General features: G+C 68.7%; 15 protein-coding genes, 1 tRNA gene and 2 pseudogenes. 3 read left to right on the top strand and 15 right to left on the bottom strand.

Annotated features, from left to right (window positions below; genetic code table 11):
• The 4 genes and pseudogenes from VNE62_07755 to tilS all read right to left on the bottom strand — a co-directional run bounded on the left by VNE62_07755 (nt 1) and on the right by tilS (nt 2,966).
• Nucleotides 1-534: pseudogene (locus tag VNE62_07755) on the bottom strand (AAA family ATPase).
• Nucleotides 535-708: 174 nt separating this feature from the next.
• Nucleotides 709-990: pseudogene (locus VNE62_07750) on the bottom strand (ATP-dependent metallopeptidase FtsH/Yme1/Tma family protein).
• A gap of 36 nt (nt 991-1,026) precedes the next feature.
• Nucleotides 1,027-1,578, bottom strand: a complete 552-nt coding sequence (gene hpt, locus VNE62_07745) for a hypoxanthine phosphoribosyltransferase (GenBank protein ID HVE92177.1) — start codon at nt 1,576-1,578, stop codon at nt 1,027-1,029.
• Between the two features lie 47 nt (nt 1,579-1,625).
• Entirely contained in the window at nt 1,626-2,966 is a 1,341-nt protein-coding gene (tilS, locus tag VNE62_07740; GenBank protein ID HVE92176.1) for a tRNA lysidine(34) synthetase TilS, read from the bottom strand.
• 69 nt (nt 2,967-3,035) lie between these two features.
• On the opposite strand from tilS, the gene VNE62_07735 reads away from it, so the two are divergent.
• Nucleotides 3,036-4,049, top strand: coding sequence for a GGDEF domain-containing protein (locus tag VNE62_07735; GenBank protein ID HVE92175.1), 1,014 nt, complete (start codon nt 3,036-3,038; stop codon nt 4,047-4,049).
• Nucleotides 4,050-4,059: 10 nt separating this feature from the next.
• On the opposite strand, the gene VNE62_07730 is transcribed toward VNE62_07735, so the two are convergent.
• The 7 genes from VNE62_07730 to VNE62_07700 all read right to left on the bottom strand — a co-directional run bounded on the left by VNE62_07730 (nt 4,060) and on the right by VNE62_07700 (nt 12,568).
• Nucleotides 4,060-5,031 (bottom strand): zinc-dependent metalloprotease, encoded by a 972-nt coding sequence (locus VNE62_07730; GenBank protein HVE92174.1) that lies wholly within the window; start codon nt 5,029-5,031, stop codon nt 4,060-4,062.
• A gap of 18 nt (nt 5,032-5,049) precedes the next feature.
• Complete coding sequence (locus VNE62_07725) at nt 5,050-6,066, bottom strand: hypothetical protein (GenBank protein HVE92173.1); 1,017 nt, start codon at nt 6,064-6,066, stop codon at nt 5,050-5,052.
• 396 nt (nt 6,067-6,462) lie between these two features.
• Nucleotides 6,463-8,856, bottom strand: a complete 2,394-nt coding sequence (locus VNE62_07720) for an AAA family ATPase (protein HVE92172.1) — start codon at nt 8,854-8,856, stop codon at nt 6,463-6,465.
• Nucleotides 8,857-8,910: 54 nt separating this feature from the next.
• A complete protein-coding gene (locus tag VNE62_07715; GenBank protein HVE92171.1) occupies nt 8,911-10,077 on the bottom strand; it encodes a hypothetical protein in 1,167 nt (388 codons plus the stop codon).
• 38 nt (nt 10,078-10,115) lie between these two features.
• Nucleotides 10,116-10,187 (bottom strand) — tRNA-Thr (locus tag VNE62_07710).
• A 27-nt stretch (nt 10,188-10,214) separates the two neighbouring features.
• Nucleotides 10,215-11,315: a hypothetical protein gene (locus VNE62_07705; GenBank protein HVE92170.1), complete on the bottom strand. Its 1,101-nt coding sequence runs from the start codon at nt 11,313-11,315 to the stop codon at nt 10,215-10,217.
• Entirely contained in the window at nt 11,312-12,568 is a 1,257-nt protein-coding gene (locus VNE62_07700; protein ID HVE92169.1) for an MFS transporter, read from the bottom strand. Before VNE62_07700 ends, VNE62_07705 begins: the two co-directional genes overlap by 4 nt.
• 230 nt (nt 12,569-12,798) lie before the next feature.
• Between VNE62_07700 and topA the strand changes: the two genes are divergently transcribed.
• Together topA and VNE62_07690 are read left to right on the top strand one after the other, a co-directional pair.
• Nucleotides 12,799-15,420 (top strand): type I DNA topoisomerase, encoded by a 2,622-nt coding sequence (gene topA / locus VNE62_07695; GenBank protein ID HVE92168.1) that lies wholly within the window; start codon nt 12,799-12,801, stop codon nt 15,418-15,420.
• A 1-nt stretch (nt 15,421) separates the two neighbouring features.
• On the top strand, nt 15,422-16,021 hold the full coding sequence (locus tag VNE62_07690; GenBank protein HVE92167.1) for a VTT domain-containing protein: 600 nt from the start codon (nt 15,422-15,424) through the stop codon (nt 16,019-16,021).
• A gap of 4 nt (nt 16,022-16,025) precedes the next feature.
• Here VNE62_07690 and VNE62_07685 read toward each other — a convergent pair whose 3' ends face one another.
• The 4 genes from VNE62_07685 to VNE62_07670 form a co-directional block, all read right to left on the bottom strand.
• On the bottom strand, nt 16,026-16,586 hold the full coding sequence (locus VNE62_07685) for an HD domain-containing protein (GenBank protein ID HVE92166.1): 561 nt from the start codon (nt 16,584-16,586) through the stop codon (nt 16,026-16,028).
• Between the two features lie 10 nt (nt 16,587-16,596).
• The gene (locus VNE62_07680) at nt 16,597-18,066 is read right to left on the bottom strand and encodes a hypothetical protein (GenBank protein HVE92165.1); all 1,470 of its coding nucleotides are present in this window, start codon (nt 18,064-18,066) and stop codon (nt 16,597-16,599) included.
• Nucleotides 18,067-18,206: 140 nt separating this feature from the next.
• Nucleotides 18,207-20,198, bottom strand: coding sequence for a hypothetical protein (locus VNE62_07675; GenBank protein HVE92164.1), 1,992 nt, complete (start codon nt 20,196-20,198; stop codon nt 18,207-18,209).
• Nucleotides 20,195-23,323: a hypothetical protein gene (locus VNE62_07670; protein ID HVE92163.1), complete on the bottom strand. Its 3,129-nt coding sequence runs from the start codon at nt 23,321-23,323 to the stop codon at nt 20,195-20,197. Before VNE62_07670 ends, VNE62_07675 begins: the two co-directional genes overlap by 4 nt.
• Between the last annotated feature and the right edge of the window lie 17 nt (nt 23,324-23,340).

The raw sequence follows: 23,340 nt of genomic DNA, 5'->3' as shown, positions 1-23,340 counted from the left end.
GGTGAGGTCCGGACGGTCAACCACGATCTGACGGTCGAAACGGCCCGGACGAAGCAATGCGGGGTCCAGGATGTCCGGGCGGTTGGTGGCGGCGATCAGCACGACCCCCGTCCTCGAGTCGAAGCCGTCCATCTCGACCAGCAGCTGGTTGAGCGTCTGCTCTCTCTCGTCGTGGCCCCCTCCGAGTCCGGCGCCGCGGTGACGGCCGACGGCATCGATCTCGTCGACGAACACAATGGCCGGCGCCGCCGCCTTCGCCTGCTCGAACAGGTCCCGGACCCTCGACGCTCCGACGCCCACGAACATCTCTACGAAGTCAGATCCCGATATGGAAAAGAACGGGACGCCCGCCTCCCCGGCGACGGCCCTGGCGAGCAGAGTCTTGCCCGTTCCGGGGGGCCCGAACAGCAGGACGCCCTTCGGGATCTTGGCCCCCATCGCCTGGAACCGGGACGGATCGGCGAGGTACTCCTTTATCTCGCGGATCTCCTCGACCGCCTCGTCGAGTCCGGCTACCTCACTGAAGCCGATGCGCGGCATCTCCTTGGTGACCAGCCGCGCCTTGGCCTTGCCGAACGACATCACCCGCGACCCGCCGCTCTGCGAGTGGTTCAGCCAGAAGAACATGATCCCGAAGATCAGCAGGATGGGCAGGATCCCGCCGAGGATCGAAAGCAGCGGGGACGGCCGCTGCGTCACCACGTCGTGGCGGATGCCGGCCTCAGCCAACTGCTCACCGATCTCATCGGTCTGCTCGGCAAGCACCACCGTGCGGAAGCGATCTCCGTCCTTGAAGCGCCCTTCGACGCGCTGATCGCGCTCGAAGATGGTGGCCCTGGAGACCTTCTCCTCAGCGACGGCCTTTCGGAACTCGCCGAGGGTGATGTCGCGGCCCGTTGCGGGCCGTTGCAGAAATGACGCCGCGAGCCACAGCCCGCCGAGAAGCACGAGGACGTACAGGATGGCGTTCTTGCCGGGTCGTCTGCGCATGGGGTTCAACAACGATACCCCCGCTGAACCGGGCGTTCAGCGTGGACGTGCGGGGGGTTCGGGATCCGGGTCGAGCAAAGCGACGTACGACAGGTTCCGGTAGTTCTCCCGGTAGTCAAGCCCATAGCCGACAACGAACTCCGGCCGAATCGAAAAGCCTTCGTAGCGGACCGGGATCTCGACGCGCTGGCGGCCGCGCTTGGAGAACAACGCGCAAACCTCGAGCGTGGCCGGCCGGCGGGCCCTCAGGTACCGCAGCAGGTAGTTGAGCGTGAGCCCGGAGTCGATGATGTCCTCGACGACGATCACGTGACAGCCCTCGATCTCCTGGTCGAGGTCCTTGAGGATCCGGACCACCCCCGAAGTCTTGGTGGCGGACCCGTAACTGGACACCGCCATGAAGTCGATGCGAAGCGGCAGCTCGATGCATCGCGACAGGTCTGCCATGAGCATGAAAGCGCCCTTCAACACGCCGATGAGCGTGATCTCACGGCCGCGATAGTCACGCGTAATCGCCTGTCCCAGCTCCCGGACCTTGGAGCTGATGGTCTCCGCGTCCAGCACAACCTCGCCGACGGTGGACGCCACGGACGGCCCGGTGTGAGTGGACGATGGCGGGCCGCTTCGGGGAGCCGTCATGGCCCCGGCGCCGGACTGGCCAGCCACGCGGGGGCGTCGAGCGGGGAGCCGAGCAGGTTCGCCTGGACCACCACGTCCCCGGACTGAGGGGGAGCGGTCAATCCCACGACCGCCACCGCACTGTCGCCTACCGCCAGTACCGCCGCCGAATCGCGGAGGCCACGGGGAATCCGCGCATCCACGAGCACATCCTGCACCTTCCTGGTTCCGGCCCGGGTCGGCACTCGCTCGCCCGGACGCCTCGATCGCAGGGTCAGCCCTCCGCGCACATCGTCGAGGTTACATGTCCACGCCCACCCCTCCACCGGGAGCGGGCCCCGGCCCACCCGGACGCGAAGCCCCCAGCCCGGGACGTCCGACTGCCCGTTGTCGGGAAGGGCGGCCGGGACCGGGCTGACCGCGCCGGCCTGGACGAAAGCCAGCCCCGACCCCACCCTCCAGACATCGGCTGCGCCGGCGCGCACGACGCCCGTTCGCCGGTCCCGCAGCGACAGGACCTCGTCCACGCGCGCACCGCCGGCGTCCGCGCCTGAAGCGGTCAGCGCCATCCGGACCACCCGGGACGCCACCGCAGGGTGACCGGCCAGCTGATCGTTGCTCAGCAGCAGGCCGCCGGGCGACCGTGCCGTACCGGCGTAGACAGCTGCCGCCGCCGACTGGATGTAGTCCTCGTCCAGCGCCGCCAGACCGGCGTGGCGCGCAAGCGCCCTCGCCGCCCCCGGCCTCCGCGCCTCCATCGCCGGCAGGACTTCGCGCCTGATCCAGGTGCGTTCGTAGCGCAGGACGTCGTTCGTGGGGTCGTCGACCCATCCCACGCCTCGCCCCGACAGCCACTCGCGCAGTTCGTGGCGCGTGCAGTCGAGCAGGGGCCGGACGTACAGCCCCCTGCGGCGGGGGATGCCGGCGGCGCCCTTTGTGCCGCACCCGCGCAGGAGCCTCGCCAGGACCGTCTCCGCCTGGTCGTCGGCGGTGTGACCGGTTGCCACCGCCGAGCAACCCAGCTGGGCCGCCGCCCGGTCCAGCAGCCTGTATCTCAGCTCCCTCGCCCTCTCCTGCGGCGACATCCTCTTGGACTCGGACAGCCGCCCCTGCAGCACGTGACACGGCAGTGCCAGATGCTCGCAAAGCTCTCGTACGCGTTGCGCGTCGTGTGAAGAGTCCTCACGAAGTCGGTGGTCCACGTGCAGGACATGGAGGCTCATGCGCGGGAGCGCCTGTCCGAGCAGCATCAGCAGCGCGGTCGAGTCGCTGCCGCCTGAGACGGCGACCCCGACGACATCTTCAGCCTCCAACCCGGCACGCGACATCTGTCCGGCCACCCGCGCGGTCAGCTGCATCAGCCAAGTATGAATCGGCGACGCCGCATGCCGGGCCAAACCACCCCTTCGGCGCGGCTAAGATGACGCGTGCGCAGCCCTTCCTGCCCATTCGACGCAGAAGCGGGGCACCACGTCCAACGCCCGGCGCTTGAGAGCCTCACGAGCGCCTCCGGAGGCTCCTCCCGTTTCGCCGCCCGCGCAGAACCGCCTGAAGATCCGAGCCAGCTCGCATGGCTGGTTGAGCAGGTGGCCGGGCAGCGCAAACCGGCGCCGGCGGCCGCCGCTGTGCTCCGGCACCTGCAGGCGGCGCTGGGACTGAGGCTGGTCGCCCTGTCCCTGGACAACGACCCCCTCCCGGGACGCCTGCACCACCTGGCTCCGGCGCCGCTCTCACCGCAGGAGTTGCACCACCTGCGCAGATGGTTGAGGGAGATCGGGGACGACCCCCCGCCCAACGTCCACCGTTTCCGGCTCCCACACTGCTCGGGAGCCTTGCTGATGGAGCCGGATCGGGACGATGAAAGCCCGCAGGACACCTCCGCGAGCGTCGGACGGGCGCTTTCGCTCCTGGACCTGGTCGTCGAGCTGGACGTCGCCCGTCAGGAGGCGTCGGTCGACCCCCTCACCGGCCTTTTCAACAGACGCTCGTTTAACCGCAGCCTGGGTCGCACGATCGCAGAGGGCAATCGCTACCCCGCGATGGGCTTCTGCCTGGTGATGCTGGACCTCAACCACTTCAAGTGGTTCAACGACACCTACGGACATCAGGCCGGCGACGAGTTCCTCCAGGAGCTGGCGAAGGTGCTGGGCGACGCGATCCGCGGCGCCGACCTGGCCTGCCGCTGGGGCGGCGACGAGTTCCTGCTCCTGCTCCCACAGACAACCTCGCGCCAGGCCGAGGTGCTGTTAAAGCGGATCTTCGAGGAGTTGAGCGGGTTCCTCGACCGGTACGACCAGCAGGGACTGTCACTGGGGTTCTCCGCGGGAGTCAGCTGCTTTCCGGAAGACGGGCGCGACGCCGACACTCTGGTTCGCAGGGCGGACGACAGGCTGTATGAGCAGAAGGCGACGCTGCAGTCCCGGATCCCCACCGGCCCCTGATGACGAGACCCTAAGAGACCCGGGTCAGCCACTTCGCCGGCTCCCTGAGCTCCTCCGGCGTGGGAATCGCATCAGGCGACGCCCACACGGGAGCCAGCGCCTGCGGGCCCCCTGCCTCCCACACGTCCGCGCAGAAGGAGCGTCCGAGTGTGTACTGCCTGCGCTTCATCTCCAGACCCGCCAGCGCCTCGAGCAGCTTTAGGAGCGGCGGCCTCTGTCGCCGCTGCTTGATGCGAGCCTGCATCTGCTCGTAGTCGGGGATCAGTCGCGACGAAATCATGTCCGTTACATGGGTGGCGTGGCCCTCCAGCACCGTCAGGAGGGCATTGAGCTTCGCGATGTGCCGCTTCTGCTCCGGAGGAAGGAGGTCGAGCAGCGGGGTGCCGGCGTCCTCGGGAAGCGTTCCCTGCATCGCGTCCCGCACCCATCTGGCCAGATCCGGAAGCCTCGCCGCGAGCTCCCGGGGAACCTGCTTGAGCCACTCCTGGTCCTGCGACCCCAGAACCTTGTTTCCGGTTTCCACAACGTATTCGCTCATCCAGGGCGCTCCTCTGAACTGCGCGAGGTGCGTGACCTCGTGGAAGAGCAGCCACCGCAGACCGTCTCCATCGGCCACCTCTCCCAGGTTCGGGTAGACCACGATGAGCTGGTCCCGGAACGGGTCGTACTGGGCCAGCACGGCCCTGGCCAGCAGGCCGAGGAAGGCGCCGCCCTCCCACGCCACCACCCGCGCCTGGGCCCCCTCCACGGGCAGCGGAAGGTCCGAGAACACCCGTGACAGCGTCCGCACGTTGCCCGATATCCAGCCGCGGCGGTCGACCACGAGCAGCTCGGCCCCCGGAGCGGTTGGGAGCTGCGCTTCCGCGGCGACCTCGGACACGGCCTCTTCCAGGTGACCGACAAGAACGGCCCTCATCCGCGCCAGAGCGGCGCCGTCGAGCAGCGGACCCGATCCGGCAAAGACGGAGGCGGACTCCTCCAGCGCCCTCCAGTCCAGTTGTCAGGAACCTTTCATCTGGTCGAGGATCGGACGGAGCTGCTCGACCAGGTCGGCGGGGGGTGCCTTTCCCCGCTCCTGGAGGATCGCGAGCTTCTTCAGGCGCCCCTTCATCACGGCGTCGATGCCGGATGGCAGGTTGTTCGGGTCCACCCGCGGGAGATCGCCGGTGTCGGCGGCCGGCGGGGCCGGTTGCGCATCCTGGGCCGGTGCAGCCACCTGCTGTTGCGGTGAACCGGCGTCGGCGGTGACGTCCGGCGCCACCGCTTCAGCCGGTGGAGGCTCGGACACCGGGACGGGGGCCGGCTGCTCGGGAGCCGGCTGTCCGGCCGCCGGCGCAGCGGGGGCCGGGGCGGGGGCCGCGGGTGCGGGATCAGGGGCCGCGGGAGCGGGAGCCGCGGTGGCAGCGGTGGTGTCGATGGAGCTGCCGGTCATCTGCTCGAGGATCGGCTTGAGCTCGTCGATCAGCGCCGCGGGCGGGGCCTGGCCCCGCTCCTGCAGGACGGCCAGCTTCTTCAGCCTGCCGCGGGCAACGGCGTCTATCCCATCGGGAAGCCGGTTTGGATCGATCTTCGGCACGCCTCCGGCCGGGGCCGACGCCGGTCGCGGGGGAGCCGGTGTGGGCGCCGCGGCGGTCGGTGCCGCCACGGGCGGAGCTGGGCCCGCAGGAGAAGGCGCGGCCTGGACCGACGCCGGGGCCGCGGGTTGTGCCGGTGCCTGCTGCTGCAGCGACGGCGCGGTGGGCACCGTCGGGGCCGCCGCCGAGGCTCGGAGCGGCGAGGCCACGACGGCGGGCGTGGCGAACCGTCTGTTTCTGACAAGAACGCCGAGCAGGTAGTAGACAAAGGCGAAGAACAGGAACGCGAGGAATCCGGCCAGGATCAGCAGCGACATGATGAAAACCCAGTTGATCCGAGGCTCGAGGTCCTCCGGCTTCACCTGCTGCGCCAGCGCCGTACGGGAAGCCGCTGCCCACCCAAGACACGCGATGGCGCAGACAGCGCCGATCCTGGCCCTCATCCGACCTCCGCTCGTGCGATGCCGACGATGCCTGAGATGCTGCCAGATCGGGGGCCGCCGCGGAAAGCCGCGGGCGTAGCTAGGAGGTCTTCTTCTTGTTCGTAGACCCCTTGGGACGTCCCCTGCGACGGCGCTTGCGGGGCACGGCATCAGCCGAGGCCACCAGGGAGTCCAGGCAATTGCGGTGGAGATGGAGAGAAAACCTGCGCCGGGACGCCGCGAGCTCTCCGGAGACCGACCCTTTTTCGTCCACCTGTTTCTTGCAGACATCGCACACCAAAGTGACGGTAACTTGGCGCCCCACGCGCTCCTCCTGACATCGGTGAACAACGGACGCCACAGTGTATGCCGGAATAGATCTCCGTTGCGTCAACACCGCTGATGAGCGCGCGAAAATCAGGCGGAGTGGCCCGCGACGGTCGCCACGGGACGTTGAAGGGTCCATCGGGAGTCGGCGTCGAACACGGGGAGCGTGACGTCCACCTTGGTCCCGTGTCTTTGCGCCGTCAGGATGCGGTCGTGATAAGCCTCGGCAACCGCCATAAAGTCATCGCGGCCGTAAGGCCTGCCGTCGATCAGCGGCCCGACTCGGCCCTCGATAACCGCTTCCACGTCGTCGCCAGTGAGAGTCTTGTGGGTTTCTAGTGCGTGCGCCACTGCCAGCACCTCCCGCCTGTTCTTGCTGATCAGGTCGCTGGTGCTTTTCATGACGTCTTCCAGGCGCTGCTCTATTCGCCGCCCCAGGTCCGTCTCCAGCAGATTCCGGGACGCACCGTCGACGACCTGCTGGGCGTTCCCGCCCTGGGTCTTGACCGCCAGGTGGGAGCCGAGGGTCTCGCCCATGGCCCAGTAGCCCTCCATGAACATTCCGACCGTCGTGGCATTCTTTAGGTCCGAAGTTACACCGGACGAATTGTCGCCGTCGTAGAAGATCCGCTCGCCGGCAAGGGCGGCAAGCGACACGCCGATGTCCGATTCGTATTCGCTTCTCCAGTGGATGAACTGCTCTTCCAGCGGGATCGAACTCACCATCCCGAGGTAGTCACTGGCCTTCTCAATGGTCGCAATGTCGATGGCGAGATGCCGCCTGATCCGGTACGCCGCGACCGCATGGCAAGCCTCATGGATGGCCACGGCGTGCCTGTCGCGTTCGATGTATTCGACGTCCTCTGAAGGGCCCAGTGTCTTGAACAGTCGCGCCCGGATGACGTCCTGCCATGTGATCCACTCGCGCCCCTCGCGAACGGAGCTGATGAGCGCCTCGTTGACCAGGTCGCGGATCGAAGCGCCGGTCGCGTAGGGAGTGATCGTAGCCAGCTTCTCGACCTCCGAGCGGCTGAGGTTGTGCCGCACGCGCGAGAGGTACCCCTCGTAGGTGCGGATGCGCCCTTCCCGCGACGGGTAACCGACCTTGTAGATGCGGTCAATTCGTCCCGGCCGCAGGAGAGCCTCGTCCAGGGACTGAGGCATGTTCGTGGCCATGATCACCAGAATCCGGTACTTCGGCGGTGGCTTCGGGCGCATCCCGAGCGCACGCCGCACGACTCGATTGAAGAAACCCCGTGGCTTTTTGAGCCCGGATATCTCGGACAGCAGCGCCTGCAGCGTCCCCATGCCACCCCCGCCACCCATGCCTGCCACCACAACCCGATCCAGGAATCCGCGGCGCCCGGTTTCGTCTGCAGGAGCCGGCTGCCAGGCGGCCCGCGTGACGAGCGCACACGTGTCGGGGGACAGGTAGGACATGCCGTTGCACGCCGGCGAAGCCGGTTGCATCTTGCCGCCCCACTGGCCGGCCGCCATGGCCCCGCGATTGCCGAGGGAGTCGGCTTCGTCGAAGAAGACGATCACCCCGCCGTACCTCAGAGCCAGCTTTCTCAGCTTGCGGAACAACGACTTCACCTTCAGGATCCCGACTCCCATGAACATGTTCACGAACGCGCCTGGGTCCACGAAGACGAAGGGCCGGCCTGTCTCACCGGCGACGGCTTCGGCCATCAGCGTCTTGCCGGTCCCTGGCGGCCCCCAGAGCAGGACTCCCCCCGGGACGTACCCGCCCTTTTCCTCGATCGCCTCCGGGTCCTCGAGGTGGACGATGTTCTCCTGAACCTTCTCCAGGACCATGTCCTGACCCCAGACATCGCTGAAGCGGGTCTTGATGTCCTCCGGGAAGTAGGTGTCGACACCGCCGCGCGACAAAAACCAGAACAGGGCTCCGAACTGGAGCACCACCAGAACGATGTAGGACAGGATCTGGAACAGCTGAGGCAGGGCCGCGAAAGCGTCCCCCGGCGCCCGGAAGACCATCTCCGCGGGAGTCCGGTTCGCGATCCTGGCCAATAGCAGGTCGGCCACGATCAGCACGAACAGCACCTTCAGAGCCCTGGCCAGCCTGTACCTGGCCCAAGGGTTCAGGCGCGCCGTGCGCTCGTTGAGCGAACCGAACACCGTTTCCGTCCAGAACCGGTGGTAGGAAGCGGACTGCTCGCTCAGCAGGTAGTGGATCTGGCGCACTACCTCAAGCGCCGCCAGCAGCACGATCCACGAGTATCTGCGGACCGCATGGGGCACGACCAGGTGCGGCTGCGAGGCTGAGTCCGTCGCCACCGTGGCCCAGACAAGCACCACCCACGACACGCCGAACAGCACGAGCAGCTTGATCCGATCCCACATCTGAAGCGGCCGGCGGGTGCCCAGCCGTCTCGGGTCGCCGAACTCAGGGGGAGGAGTCGGTCCGGTGTCGTGATCGGGCCACGACAGTCCGGGCTTTCGCTGATCGTTGTCGCTCATGGCTGTCCGGTCTGGCTATGTCGTGCCGGCCGTCCTGTGGGACGACGGACGGTGCTATTCGGGACGCGGTGTGGGAGAGCGTCCTCCGCCGGGCTTGCAGGACGCGACTGCTCTGTTCAGCAGATCCTGGTCCGGACCCTTCGGCGTGAGCGGCAGGATGGCATCGACTGTCTTCTGGGCGTCCGGACAGCGGGCGAGCCGGGTCCCATACAAGCGGGCCAGGAGCACGTAGTACGCGATCGTGTACGGCGCCAGGTCGATCGCCTTGCGGGCCAGACCCGCTGCTTCCGCGGGCCGGCCCACCGCGGTCTCGGCCACGGAAGACACGTAGTGTGCGTACGGAGACGTCGGGTCAACCTTCATCGCCCGGTCGGCGTCGCGCTTGGCCTCCTCGTTTCGCCTGAGCCTCGCCAGCGCCATCGACCTGGAGGTCAGGGTACGCAGGTTGTCCGGGTCCTCCCGCAGCGCCACGTTCCAGTCGTCCCCGGCGCGCTGCCGGAGCTTCGTCCTTTCGTCTGCATTGACGTCCCTCTTGAGCGACTGCGCCCACAGGACGTCGGCGCGCAGGCTCAGCGCCTCCACGAAACCTGCCGGTGTCGCGTTGATGGCCTTGTCGAGGTCGGCTAGGCGCTGGTCGAAATTGGCCTTGTTGGACGTGTCCTGTGCCCGCAGGTACAGCAGCACGGCGTCGTTCGGCGACTCCTGAACCAGCTTGTTGTAGTAGGTCTCGGTCAGGTTCGACTTGTCGGGCGCCTTCTCGAGCTTGATCGTGATCGTCTGCTTGCGGTTGTCCGGCTTCGTGACCTGGACCTTCTTTGACTCCCCGATCTTCCCGCGCAGCTGCACGACAGCCAATTCGGAGTTGGTCGAAGGCTTGTCGGCGATGCTCGTGATGACGTCCCCGCGCTCCAGCTTCGCCTTGCTGCCGGGTCCGTTGGGGGTCGAGAAAAGGACCACGACGCCCTTGGTGCGCGCCGACTTCACCAGCGAGCTCCAAGTGTCGGAGTTGGTGCCGAGGACCAGGCCCGGACGCCCCAGCAGGTCGCGGGCGGGCGTCGTCGGCGGCTTTACGGACTCGGCTCTCTTGCCGCGCGGGGGCGGAGTGATCCTGGACCGGCCCGGGCTCTCTCGGGGCTCGGTCTGGGGCCGTCTGGTCGTGCACCCGGTGGCCAGCAGGGCCAGGACGCACACCAGTACGAGCGGTTTAAAGCGGGGGGTCATGGAGTGACCATACCTGACGAAGCGGCCTTCGTGAAGTGAGCCGGAGGCGGGATTTGAACCCGCGGCCTGTCGATTACGAATCGACTGCTCTTCCCCTGAGCTACTCCGGCGTGGGGTGCGATTCTACCCACTGGCCTTTAGGTGAGCCCCCGGTGGACGGCCAGGAACACGTGCTCCAGGGTGAGCTGGACGTTGGCGTTGGAACGCAGCCTGCGTCTGGCCCGCTCCAAGGCCCCGAGGCACTCGACCACCCTCGCCGGATGGGCCCGGACCTGTTCCGCACGGACCAGCAGCACGTCACGGACGTCGTCGTTCAGCACGGGCGAGTCGGGATCGGCCCCCAGGGCCAGCAGGTCCCGGCCCACCGACTGCAGGTCGTCCAGAGCCGCCTCGAGCGCGTCCTGCTCGGCTCGCCTCTGCTCACGCTTGAGCCGGTCCTCCACGACCTTCTTGGACTCCCTCAGCCACTGGGCCTGTTCCGCCGCAACTTCGGTATGACGTTCGGCGACGGTTTCACGCAGCGCCTTCATGTCGGCGGCCAACTCTTCTGCCGAGGCAAGGGAGTCGCCGGGGTCGCGCACCGCCTGCAGGGCCCTGCGCACCAGGGACTGGCGCCGGGCCCGGGCCGCCGGATCCGACGCCAGCTCCCGCGCGCGGTCGAGCCGGCCGGCAACCCTGGACCAGCGACAAGAGTCGGCTTCGCCGACCCCCTCTCTCTGAAGCTGCCGCGCGATCTCGTCCGGCGACGGACTGCGGAACACGACCTCCCTGCACCTGGAGCGCACCGTGTCCAGAAGAGCGTCGGCGCTCGGCGCGACAAGGACGATGGACGTGGACGGCGGCGGCTCCTCGAGCGCCTTGAGAAAGGCATTCTGGGCGTTCGGGTTCATCCTGTCCGCCTCGTCCACCACGATGACGCGCCGCGGTCCTGCGACCGGCAGGCGCCACGCGGCGCGGACGGCTTCACGGATCTGGTCCACCAGCAGCTGTGTCCCCGCCGGCTCCACCAGCTCCACGTCGGGATGCGCCATCGCCTGCACCCGGCGGCACGCGTCGCAGGCTCCACAGCCCGCCGACGGACAGACCAGGGCCGCCGCGAATGCGCCGGCGGCCGCCGCGGGAACCCGTCCGGCAGCGCCTGTCAACAGGTAGGCGTGAGCCACCCGCTGCGACGCAATGTCCTGTTGCAGCAGGCGAAGCGCGTGGTCCTGGCCTGTGAAGGCGTCCCAGACGCTCAAGATTCGATGCGCCGCTTGAACACGTCCCTGGCAATGAGGGTCCCCGCCGCCACCGACAGCAGGCCGCCGACGGCCATGGACAGCCTGATCCCGTCCTCGCTGGACATCTGCGTGGAGAACAGCTCGGCCAGAGCCGGAAACGACGTCAGCGACAGGAACAAAGAGACCCTGATGACGATCTGAACCGACGCGAAAGTCCTGCCCCGGACCTCCTCCGCGACCTTTTCCTGAAGAAGCGCGAATCCGGTGGCGTAAGCCACGCCCGCGCAGGCTCCGAGGGCGCAGGCCACCGGGATGGCGAGCTCGAGCCGGTCGACGACCGACAACAGGGACAGCGCGAGACCGCCCGAGATGATGCCCGAGGCGAACACCCACGCCTTGGACAACCTGTGGCCTACGAGTCCCAAAAGGAGCACGCCCACTCCCATGCCCGTGCCGAGGAAGGCCACCATCGCTCCGAAGCCCTTGGCGCCGCCGTGCAGGACCTCCGTGGTGTACGGAACGCCCAGAGAGAAGATGACGCCGCCGCCGACCAGAGCAAAGCCGATGCCCCGGACGATGCGCGTGATCTCGCCGCGCTGCCTGAAGTAGCGCAGTCCCTCGGTCAGCTCGTCCCAGATGACCGAAAGCCGGATGGGCCTCTTGGATTTCGCCAAGCCCGGGAACTGGATCCGCGAGACGAGGAGCACCGACACCAGGAACGTGGCCGTGTCGATCCACAGGGCGAGGTTCTCCTGGTTGAGCCCCAGGCCCCTCAGCGACTCGAAGTGGGCACCGAGGAACTGTCCGGTCCCGACGAGGCCGGTAAAGACGAGGGCGCCGAGGGGAAACACGCCGTAGGTGGAGAACAGCGCGAGCGAGTTGGCCGCGACCAGCCATCGAGCCGGCACGAGGCTCGGCACGAGGGCGTCCTTGGCCGGCATCCACACCAGTGCACAAGTCTCCAGGAGGAATGCGACGGCATACAGACCCGGGAGGGTGTCCAGGAACGGGACGGATGCGATCAGGGCCGCTCGCAGCAGGTCGGCGACGATCATCGCCTTGCGCTTGTCCAGCCGGTCCAGAGCAACTCCGGCGATGGGGCCGATCACGAACGCCGGCAGCATGCGCGCCATCATCAGCCCGGCTACGGCCAGGCTGTTGCGGGGGGCCAGTCGGTTCGTGATCGCCAGAAGCGCGAAGAATCCGATCCAGTCGCCGAGGCTCGAGATGGTCATCCCCAGCCACAGCCGCCGGAAGTTCTGCAGCTTCAAAACCGAGCGGTAGGGACTCCGTGCTCCCCGGGGGGTGCGCCCGGGCGGGCTCGCCGCGGGCGGTTCCTGAGGCGAGGCGGGTCCCCGCGGGGGCGCCGGCTCCTGCGGCTTCATCGCGTCACCGGCGGCTGCTGAGCGGCAGGGCGGATCATCCGGGACAGCGTACAGACGAGGCACTCCCCCGGACCCCTTCGCTTGACACCACCTGAGACCAGCCCCATCCTTCCCCCGTGGCGAAGCCCCTGGTGATAGTGGAGTCGCCGGCGAAGGCCCGCACCATCGCCGGCTTCCTCGGCAAGGACTTTGTGGTCGAGGCTTCCATAGGCAACATCCGCGACCTGCCGCGCAACGCGGCCGAGATCCCCGCGCAATACAAGGGTCTGGCGTGGGCCTCGCTCGGCGTGGACGTCGAGCACGGGTTCAAGCCGATCTACGTTGTGCCCAGCGAGAAGAAGCAGCAGGTCACGAAGCTGAAGCAGGCGCTCAAGAGTGCGAGCGAGGTCTACCTCGCCACCGACGAGGACCGCGAAGGCGAGTCGATCGCCTGGCACCTGATGGAGGTGCTGAAGCCGAAGGTCCCGGTCCGCCGCATGGTCTTCCACGAGATCAGCCGCAGCGCCATCAACAAGGCGGTCCGCGAGTCGCGCGAGCTCGATCGCAGGCTGGTCGACGCACAGGAGACGCGCCGCATCCTCGACCGGCTCTACGGATACGAGGTGTCCCCGGTCCTGTGGAAGAAGATCATGCCGGGCCTGTCCGCGGGGAGGGTCCAGAGCGTGTTCACGAGGATCGTCGTGGAGCGTGAATGGGCTCGGATGCGGTTTCGTCCGGCCTCCTGGTGGGACCTCGAAGCAGAGTTCGAAGCTCCCGGGGGCTCGTTTTCCGGGCGCCTGGCGGCGGTCGGCGGCGTGCGGCTTGCCGGCGGCAAGGACTTCAGCGAGACCGGCGAGCTCCTCCGGGACGACGTCGTCCGGCTCGACGAGGAGCAGGCGAGGGCCCTGGCTGAGCGCCTGTCGGCGGCGTCGTTCGAGGTCCGGCGCGTCGACCAGAAGCCGTACAGGCAGTCGCCGCACGCGCCCTTCATGACGTCGACCCTGCAGCAGGAGGCGGGCCGGAAGCTGCGGTTCGGCTCCCGCCAGACGATGCAGGTCGCCCAACGTCTGTACGAAAACGGCTACATCACCTACATGCGTACCGACAGCACCGAGTTGTCGGAGACGGCCGTCCAGGCCGCGCGCGCGCAGGCGGCGCAGATGTACGGCCCGGAATACGTGCCGGACAAGCCCCGGACATACGCGCGCAAGACCAAAAACGCACAGGAGGCACACGAGGCCATCCGGCCGGGAGGCGACGAGTTCAGGACCCCGGAACAGGTCGCGTCACTGGTCGCACCGGACGAGGCCCGGCTTTACGAGCTGATCTGGAAGCGGACCCTCGCCTCGCAGATGTCCGACGCCGTCGGCTCGAGCGTGCACGTCCGGATCGCGGCGGTGCCGGAGGCCGGCGAGGAGGCCGAGTTCGCGGCATCCGGCCGCACCATCACGTTTCCTGGGTTCCTGAGGGCGTACGTGCAGGGGTCCGACGACCCGCAGGCGGAACTGGAGGACCGTCAGGTGCGGCTGCCGCCCCTCGAGCAGGGGATGGCGCTTGACTGCTCCGGCGTCTCGGCCTCGGGCCACACCACGCAGCCTCCGCCGCGGTACACCGAGCCGGCGCTGGTCCGGGCGGTTGAGGAACTCGGCGTGGGGCGGCCTTCCACTTACGCCTCCATGATCGGGACCATCCAGGACCGCGGGTACGTCTGGAAGAAGGGCCAGGCGCTGGTCCCATCCTGGACCGCCTTCGCCGTCATCACCCTTCTGGAACGCCACTTCGGCGACCTCGTGGACTACGCGTTCACGGCGAGGATGGAAGACGCGCTGGACGAGATCGCGTCCGGAACGGAGCAGGCGACGCCGTGGCTCAACAGGTTCTACTTCGGAAACGGGCAGCCGGGGCTCAAGACTTTGGTCACAGAACGGCTCGGCGATATCGACGCCCGCGAGGTGAACTCGATTCGCCTCGGCGAAGACGAAGCCGGGACGCCGGTCGTCGTGCGCGTCGGACGGTGGGGCCCCTACGTCCAGCGGGGCGACGACACGGCGCGGCTGCCGGACGACCTTGCGCCGGACGAACTGGGCGTGTCCAAGGCCATCGAGCTCATGGAGGCGCCGAAGGGCGACACCCTGCTCGGGACCGACCCGGACACCACCCTGCCCGTGTACCTGCGGACCGGACGGTTCGGCCCGTACGTGCAGCTGGGGGAGGCTGAAGGGGCGGAGAAGCCACGGACCTCATCGCTGTTCAAGACGATGGACCCTGAGTCGTTCTCGTTGGAGCAGGCGCTTCGCCTCCTGCAGATCCCCAGAGTGCTCGGCTCCGACCCCTCCGACGGCGAGCAGATCGTCGCGCTGAACGGACGCCACGGCCCCTACCTGAAAAAGGGCACCGACAGCCGCAGCCTCGACGACGAAGAACGGCTGCTGTCCGTGACCCTGGACGAGGCGCTGGCTCTGTTCGCACAGCCGAAGGAGCGACGCGGACGGGGGCAGCCCCGTCCTCCGCTGAAGGAGCTCGGGCCGGACCCGCTTTCGGGCAAGCCTGTAGTCGTCAAGGAGGGCAGGTTCGGCCCGTACGTGACCGACGGAGAGACCAACGCCTCACTTCAGCGCGACGACAACGTGGAGACGGTGACGATCGAGCGGGCCGCCGAGCTGCTTCAGGCGAGGCGCGAGCGGGGCCCCGTCACGCGCAAGAGACCTGCGACGAAACGCGCGGCGCCCAAAAAGAAAAAGAAGCCGGGCGACAAGTAGGGTGCTCGATTTCATCGACATCCCGAAGATGGTCGAGACCTTCGGCTACGTGGGCCTGGGCCTGATCGTGTTCGCCGAGTCCGGAGTGTTCCTGGGGTTCTTTTTGCCCGGAGACAGCCTGCTTTTCACTGCGGGACTGCTGGCGTCCCAGGGCACGTTGTCCCTCCCGGTGCTGCTCCCGCTTCTGTTCGTGTGCGCGGTGGCCGGCGACTCCTTCGGCTACGCGTTCGGACGGCGCGTCGGTCCGCGGCTGTTCTCGAAACCGGATGCGCGCCTGTTCAAACAGAGCCACGTCCGCCGAACGCAGGACTTCTACGACCGACACGGGCCGAAGACGATCATCCTGGCGCGATTCGTGCCCATCGTCCGGACCTTCGCCCCGATCCTGGCCGGGGTCGGCCGCATGGAGTACTCCAAGTTCATCCGGTTCAACGTCATCGGGGGCTTCATCTGGGCCGTCGGCGTGACGACAGCCGGCTACGTCCTGGGCGAGATCGTGCCCGATGTGGACAAGTACCTGCTGCCGGTGATCGCGGTCATCGTCGCCGCGTCGCTGGTGCCTGCGGTCCTGGAGGTAATGCGGAGCCGCCGCAAGCGCTGAGCCTCTACGGCGGCGGGCCCTGCAGCCCCGTCTCCGCCGCCACCTCCTGCAGCCCCTCGATGCCCAATCGGATCAGTTCGTCGACGCTGAGACCGATCGACTCCTCCGACGCGGTGATGTCGTCGCGCGCGACTCCGGGAGCGAAAGCACGATCCTTCAGCTTCTTCTTGACCGAGGAGACCTTCATCCCCCGGGCCTTCTCCGGCCGGACCAGCGCGCACGCCACGAGAAGTCCGGACAGCGCGTCGGCGTGCACGATCGCCCGGGTGAGCAGGTCGGTCCGGTACTCGGGGTGGGCGTGGGCCAGAGCAGCACGGCTCACGGCCTCGTCCACACCGGTGTCGAGCAGCCACTCAGCCGTGAGGTGCCCGTGGCGCTGCAGGTCGTGGTGCGTCTGGTCCTGGTCGAGGTCGTGGAACAGGCCGGCCAGCGCCCACAGGTGCTCGTCCTCACCGAAGTGGCGGCCGAGCCGGCGCATGATCCCCTCGACGGAGACGAGGTGGCGGAACGTGATGCCCTTCTCCGTCTTCTGCCTGACGAGCGCGAGCGCGGATTCGCGGTCCACGCGGAAGATGCTACGCCTGCGGAACCTCCGGCATGTCGTCGGGGATCTCCTCCGGAGTCCCGACGACCTGGATCAGCTGAGGCTCGCCGACGACCTTGTGGCCCAGGGAATCGATCGCCTCGACGTGGACCAGGTACTTGCCGGGCTTGAGCTCCGTCGTGGCCACCCACAACCCGGAGTTGGAGTCCTGTGTGGCGGCCAGCCGGACCGGCTCCGGCGCAGACTGCGGCTTCGAGGACTGTCGCCTGGGCGCCTCCACGGGAGCCGCCCCGGCCAGTTCGGCCCTCGCCTCACTGAGAGACTGCCTGGCACGCACCTTCGGAGCGCCTTCGGGAGTCTCGGCCTCCGGTGCCTTCGCAGCCTCTTCCGAGACCGCCTGTCGGACGGGTGAGACCTTCGACGGCTGCTTCTTTCTGGCCGGCTTGACCTTCTCGAGCACCACGAACTCCACGCCGGCGACGGTGCTGAGGTCGTTGACGCTCGCCGTGAACGTGGCGGGCTTGCCGAGCATGACCGGCGGAGACAGCTGCAACGCCACCGGAGCGTTCTTGTCGAGGCTGAAGGAAATCTCGCGGGTGAACGGCACCGCCCCCAGGATCAGGCCCTGAAGCCGAAGGACGTGCTGGCCCTCGTCGGTCACCATCGCGGTCTGTCCGACCGGCCCATCGTCGAGAGTTCCGCGCACGTTGGTCAGGGGGCCGAGCGGGCGCCACGTGAAGGTGATGTCGCTGGGGTAGGCCCCCCCGTCCCAGACGCCCTCGACCACGAAGTCGGGAGCTTCCAGTCCGGCTGCGACCTCGCCCAGCTTGCCCAGCCCCGACTCCGGGTTTTTCTCCGCGCCCAGCAGGGCCGACAGAACCGACTCGCGAGTGGGAGCGGCAACGGACATGCGCGCCGGAACCTTCTCCGCGGTCATTCCGGACGCGGACCGGATTGCGAGGTCTCCGGCGAGATCGCCCGGCTGCGCCGCCAGATCCGCGACGAGAGACAGGTCCACTGGCTTGGATTCCTGAGGCTTCACCCAAAAGGCTCCCGGTGCTTCTTCACCCGAAACCGAAGCGTGCATCGGTGCCTGGGAGATCGAGGACGGGTCGACGTACAGCAGGACCGGAGATTGACCGTCGTTGCGCACGCGCAGAAGGTCGGAGTAGGTGGAAGAGGAGCCGCCACGAAGCTCTCCGAGGTCCAGCTCCACCTTGTCGCCGTTCACGTATGCCGCAGGCTGTGGCTGCCCGTTGCGTGAGGCCAGGGCGAGTCCTGGAAGAATCGAAATCTGCTCGTGGGTTCCGGCCGGCTTGGTCTCGTTGTTCGCGCGGGGAGCCTCAAAGCGCTTGAAAGCCCAGGGACCCGGGGCGATCGCCAGTGTCACGCCGAGAACGGTCGCCATCATCTTGATGCGCGACTTCGGCACGGGAGCCACGGTCGGCGTACCCGACTGACCCAGTCTGACCTCGAGCCTGCCGCTTCTGCGCCCTGACATCCTCAGCTCCCCAGTGTCCCCTCAGGTGCATCAGTGCACCCCTTCACTGGAATAAACGGGGGAGGCCCCACGACCTGTCGGCCAAAATTCCGAACCGCTCTTCGCCTCGGGCCCGCGGCGGAGGCGTCCGACAGGCCGCGTCAGGGCTTGCGCGTGCTTCGCTTGCGTACGCCCCCGCTCGTGGAGGGGGGCGACTCGCGGTCCTGCCCGACCGTGGCCTTCTTCCCGGCCGCCGAGGCCCCGCGGGGCGGGGGCTGCTCCTTGGCTCCCGACTTCTGCCGGCTGGACCGCTCGGCTGCCCCGGACTTCGTCACGCGCCCCCCGGCCCCGGACTTCGCCTTCACACGCGCGCCGGCCTCGGGCTTGGGCTTCACGCGTGCGCTCTCCTCGGACTTCGCCTTCACACGCGCGCCGGCCTCGGGCTTGGGCTTCACGCGTGCGCTGGCCCCGGACTTCGACTTCACGCGCGCGCCGGCCTCGGGCTTGGGCTTCACGCGCAAGTCGCCGTCCGACTTCGTCTTCGTCTTCGTGGGTGCGTCGACCGGCCGCCGGGGCTTTCCGGGAGCATCCCCTTCTCGCCTGCGCCCTTTGTCGAAGGCACCGGCCTTCCGATCGGGCTCTGGGGAGGCGCCGGCCTCCCGAGCTACCCCCCGGAGCCGCACGGCCGAGGGCTCACCGGCCCGGGGCGAAGCCGGCTTCTCCCGATCCTCAGGAGCGGGAGCTTGCTGCGCGGGGACCATCGGGGGCCTGGACGGCTTCTTCCTCCGTCTCAGCGCGCCCCTCATCCGCCGCCTGCGCTTGCCCCTGGCCATTGCCGCCAATTCCTCGGTCCCCGGCAACGCATCCACCGTCTTGCGCCGCTCCGCCTCGGGCCGGGCCGGTTCGCCACGGACCCCCAGGCCCCCCACCGCACCGCCCATGATCCGGGCCCCCGGCTCCAGCCCGATGGCACCCCGGGCATTGGCCCCGCCGAACCCCGGAACGCCCGCACGGGCTCCGCAGAACAACAGGATGTGGGTACTGGAGTCCAGGGGGCCGAGGACCGCTGTGCCTTCCTCGAGCACGATCAGCCCATCCGAGACGGCCTGGCCGTAAACGGCGCTGCGGGCATGCAGCAGGATGCCTCGTCCGGACCTCACCGGAGCTTCGAGCACCGCATCCTGGAAGACCTCCAGGGAACCCTCCAGCGCCAGCGTGTAGCTCACCACGACCCCCGGAGGAACGCGCAGGTCGGCGCCAACCCGGATCGTCTCGGGCTCCAGGACCCAGGCGGGGCGGCGCGCCAGCACGGCGGGGCGGCGCGGGATGCCCCGGGCAAACAGGCCGAGCTCGCGAGCCCTCTCCAGAACGTGGACACCACGCAGCAGCACACCCGTCGCCTCGCGGACCGAGTCGATGATCTGTGCCAGCCGCTGGTCGGCCGACCACGACTCCTCGAGGGCGCGGTCCAGTTCAGGCGTCCAGTGCGGGCGCTCCAGGGGAGAAGCCTCCGAAGGCGGGAGGACCTCCGGGGCGTCGGGGGCCGGGGCACCGGACACGACGGGCGCCAGCGCCGCCGCAACTCGGGATCCCTCGCTCAGCTCCACCTCCAGCTTCGAGAAGACCGGACCCGTCACTTGGGCTCCCTCCGCCAGCCGGACGGCACCACCCGCGGCTACGCGCCCTTCGATGCGGGTTCCCTTGCCGAGGCTGAGCGAGCCGTCCACGATCATGGAGGATGCGACCACTTCCTCATCCAGGACCGCGTCGCCCCTCACCCACACCGGCGCGAGCAGCACGGATCCCGCCTCGCATCGAAGCGGCCCCTCGACCACCAATGCCTCGCCCACCGCCGACCGCGCCTGGACGGTGCACCGGCCCTTGAGGCGCAGAGCCTTCTTGACGGACTCCTCTCCAGCGCCCCGTGGCTTTCTCGGCCGCTCGCGCAGCCGGAGGTCGGCTGCGGGTATCGCGCTTTCGGGGGCGGCCGACAGCAGCTGCCGGCGCAACGTCCGCACCCACCGTTCGTCCAACGGATCGGACTCCGGCAACGGGACGGCGCGCTCGCGCGAAAAGATGAGAAAGGCCCCGGGCGCCAGCAGCAACATCCAGAGGCCGGCGTAGATGGCGGCGATGACCCAGAACCCGTTCACCGGCGCTCCCATATCCGGTCGAAGTCCAGGGCCGCGCCGCGCCTACCCCGACGCTCTTTTTTCCGCCCGGTCGGCTCCGCGGGACTGCGCTCGTCGGACCGACCCGAAGGTTCCTGCCGCTCCCGGGACCGCTCCGCTTTCTCGCGCTCCCCGCCGTCCGGCTCGGAAGGTTCCGCGCTCTCCAGCTCCTCATCCTCCTGCGGCTCGTCGTCCTGCGGCTCGTCGTCCTCAGCCTCAGCAGGGAGGCCTGGGTCCTCGGCGAAAACGTCGTCTTCTTCGGACAGGAATTCCCACTCGGAGTCGTCCAGCAGTGGGGGCCCATCCTCAAAGGGCTCCTCCGCGGAGGCCGCCGGCCGCGCCGCGTCTTCATCGGGGGCCATCGGGACGTCTTCATCCACAACCACCGCGATGTCTTCCGGGGCGGACGGGACTTCGGTCGCGGCCGGCTGCTGTCGGTCTCGCCGGCGCCCGCGGCCGAACCACCCGAACCTGCGCTTTTTGGAGACCGGGGGCTGAGCCTCAGCCTCTGAAACTTCATCCGGAACCTCGTCTTCGCCGTCGACCTCGTCTTCGCTGGCGACCGCGTCTTCGACTTCGACCTCAGCTTCCCCCTCCCCGGTCTCCGTCCCCGCCGGCGCGGACGCAGCAACAGGGACCTCTTTCTCGGGCCCATGTCCGGGCCCTTCTCCCGCGGGCCGTGTCCCCTCCGACTCGTCGGATGCCCAGAAGGGGTCTGGATCCTCCCGCTCGTGCACTGCCGACTCGTCCTGGTCGGTGTCCTGCCGTTCCCGCTGCTCGTCGCCGGTCTCCCGGGGCTCCTCGAGATCGTCGGCAGGCTCGGAGTCCCAAGCGGGCAGCGGCCGGGTCCACCAGTCGCTCGCATCCTCGGCCCCCGGCTCCGGGTCCTCCCCGGCAAGGTCCTCGACCACGGCCGGGGGCTGCGTCACCACGTCGTCAGCCTGGGCTTGCTCCGGCGCGGTCCACCACACCTCGGAGGGCGAGTCGTCTGGAAGGGCGGACGCCGCTTCCGCTGCGGGACCGGCCGCGGCCTCCGTTACCTGCACATCTGCAGCGTCCTCCTCGCCTCTGTCTTCGTCGGGCCACTCCTGGACCCACTCCACGTCCTGTAGATCAGCGAGCCACTCCGGCTGGCCTCCCTCCTCGTCCGTGTCCTGCTCGTCCGTCGCCTGCGCGTCTTCCGCCACAGGAGGCAATCCACCGGCCGGGCCAACAGCTCCAGGTGCGGCAGCTTCCACTTCCCCGAGCGACTCCAGGTCGTCCGGATCGTCGCGCGCGGCCCAGCGGGGGGAACCCGCAGTGACATCGGCAGGATCGAACTCCTCGTCCTGGTCTTCCTCTTCGGTGACGGGCGCCCACGTCGCTGGTTCCGTGACCTCGGGTACCCCGGAACCGGCAGCGACCATCTCCTCAGCGGGCTCGGAAATCACCTCGCCCCCGTCGACATCCAGGTCCTCGGCCGGAACCGGCTCGAGCTCCTCCGGCTCTTCGATGTCCGGGGCTTTGATCGCAATCGGCTCCAGGCGCTTGGGCTCCTCGATCTCTTCGATCTCTTCTGTGTCCGGCTCTTCTATCTCGGGACCGAGATCCTCCAGTTCCTCGACCTCCTCGATGTCCGGCTCTTCGATGTCCGGCTCTTCGGCGGGACCGAGATCCTCCAGTTCCTCGACCTCCTCGGGCTCCAGCTCCTCCGGCTCGGGGCTGAGTCGCTTCGAGGGCCCGGGCACTTGCGTCTCGATGTCGGTCTCCGGCTCTTCCGGCTCGGCTGTGGGCGCCACCGGCGGCCTGGGACGGACCCGCGGGGGCGCGGGCGGCTCGGCGACGGCGGCAGCGCCGGCAGCAGTGGCAGCAGTGGCAGCGGCCACGGGAGCCGGCTGCTTGACCGCAGCGGCCTGCGCGGGACGATCCACGCGCACGACGGCCTCCGGCCGCGCCCTGGACGCGCGTCTCCTGCCGCCTGCCGGCAGCAACAGCGACAGCGACGCCCCGGAGCCGGTCCACATCGCACCCAGCGCGAGGAAGGGCAGCCACGGGGTCAAAGCGAGCATGCGCCAGCGCCCCCACTGCAGGGAGCCGGTCGTGTACGCCACGAATGGCACGAGCAGGACCGGCGTCGCCAGCGTCATCAGCAAGAGCAGCCCGGACAGCGCCTCGGGAGCCCACGAGGTGTCGGCCAGCCTCAGCACCCCCGTCCCGATCCACCCCGCCAGCAACCAAAAGGGCGCCGTCGCTCCGCGGGTGAGCCAGCGGATGTCCGTCTTCTCCGGACCCTCGAGGACCTTGCCCTTGCGCAGAGGCTTGCGCAGCACACGCCACGCCCGCCGCCGCCCGGCAACCCGCGCCCGGGTCCGAGTTGAAAGGGCGTGCCAGGTGGCCGGGGAGGCCAGGGCCACGGCCTGCTCGACATACGCGACCAGGAACCCCCGCGCGTACACGCGCAGAACGAGGTCCAGTCCTGGGACGTCCTGCGCCAGATCCCATCCCCCGACCTCGGGTATCAGACGCGATCTGACCGCGAACGGCTCGAAGTCGGCTACGACGGGACCGCCGATGACGTGGCCTCCAACCTGTGCCGCAGCCAGCGCCAGCCGGTCGACGTCATCGGCGGCCGACAGAAGCCCTCCTCCCCGGCGCCCCGCCGCCGTCCTCGCCACGGTAGCTCCCACCCAGGGATCGACAAACGGCGCCACCAGCCGCTTCACGAATCCCCGGGCGCACGCGAACGAAGGCGGAAGGACGACAAGGATCTCGCCCGTAGCCACCTGGGACGCCGCGACCAGCAGCGAGGATCGGCTGGCGGACCGGGCTCTGACCACGGCCGCCCCCGGCGGCGCCCCCCGGACCTCCACGCCCTCGGGCGCCGAAACGACTATCTCGAGTTGCGGGTACTCCAGTCGGCCCGGCCACGGCCCCACCACTCCCCTGGGCGCCGCAACGAGCAGCGACACCGAGGGGGTGAAGGTGCCGGCAAGGCCCTGCGCCGTGGAGGGGCGGGGACGGAACTGCGCAGCACGGTTGAGGCGGAGGTACCTGCCGTACACGGCGGCAAGCCATGCGACATCCAGGATCAGGACGGCCCGAAGCCCCCAGATCAGCCACCCCCTCACCGGGGACTCCCTGAGGC

The organism is Actinomycetota bacterium (assembly GCA_035536535.1).
Lineage (GTDB): Bacteria > Actinomycetota > JAICYB01 > JAICYB01 > JAICYB01 > DATLNZ01.
This window is presented reverse-complemented; position numbering and strand designations above follow the sequence as displayed.